Origin of the sequence: Peptoniphilus phoceensis, from assembly GCF_001517665.2 — a bacterium.
GTDB classification, from domain to species: domain Bacteria; phylum Bacillota; class Clostridia; order Tissierellales; family Peptoniphilaceae; genus Peptoniphilus_A; species Peptoniphilus_A timonensis.
Genome location: NZ_LN999800.1, coordinates 1 through 986, shown reverse-complemented (window position 1 = coordinate 986; position 986 = coordinate 1). Strand labels below are relative to the sequence as shown.

Sequence of the window (986 nt, the reverse complement as noted above, 5' to 3'; positions counted from 1 at the left end):
ATATCCTAAATCAATTTGATCTTAACAAGATGAAAAAACAAGAGGAACAACAATCCAAAAAACAAGTTAAAGATGAAAAAGAATTTGCAGTTTTCCAAGTAGACAAAAACTTTTATAACATTATCAATAAAGATGGTAAGACAACAGTATATATGGATGTAAAAACTTATGTGGATCAAGGAAGAACTATGATTCCGGTAAGATATATTGCTTATACTCTAGGTTTTAATGTTGAGTATGACAACTCTACTCGTGAAGCTATTTTCTCAAATAAGGAGAATAATATCTTAGCTAAAAAGACATTAAGACTAAATATTGATACTGGTGTTATGAAAGATTCAGATGGAAAGGTCTACAATTCAGATGTTAAGCCAGTTATTATAAATGGAAGAATTCATGCTTCAATTTCAAATATTGCTAAAGCTTTTGGAGCAAGTCATGGAGATATTAAAGATGGTAAAAACCAAACAATAGAATGGGACAATTCTAGAAAAGCAGTCTATGTATTTAAAAATGTAAAATAAGAAAGGATAGAAAAATGAATAAGAGCATTAAACAAGGAGTAGCCATAGCGTTACTCCTTTTTACATTTACAGTACCAAAAGCTACATTTGCGATGACAAATGAAGGACAAATAGAAAATCAAAGTGAATCAATATATGAACCACAAAAAGAAGAATTTGAGAAAATGTTGAAAGATGATGTTTTTACACCATCAAAAGAAGAAATTCCTTATCAAGATGTTCCAAGAATACCAGGAAATACAGGTGAAGCAAATAATCCTTCAAATAATCCTCCAAAGAAAACCCCACTTGTAAAAGGTGGTAATACAAAGGCAGTAAATAGTCTAGCAACACAGGAAAATAAGGCAAGAGGTTCAGTAATTGAAAATGTAGATAGGAATGGAAAAGATATTACACCAAGTGGAGATACAGAAAAAGATAAAGAAAATCCAGTTGATGTAAGACAATTCTTAACATTTCAAA

General features: G+C 30.2%; 1 protein-coding gene and 1 pseudogene. Both read left to right on the top strand.

Going from position 1 to position 986, the window contains the following annotated elements; translation table 11 throughout:
- A partial coding sequence (locus tag BN3657_RS00020; RefSeq protein WP_144020111.1) for a copper amine oxidase N-terminal domain-containing protein occupies positions 1–524 on the top strand: 524 nt, incomplete at its 5' end.
- 14 nt (positions 525–538) lie between these two features.
- Positions 539–986 (top strand): annotated as a pseudogene (locus BN3657_RS00015) (CD1107 family mobile element protein); the annotation flags it as partial.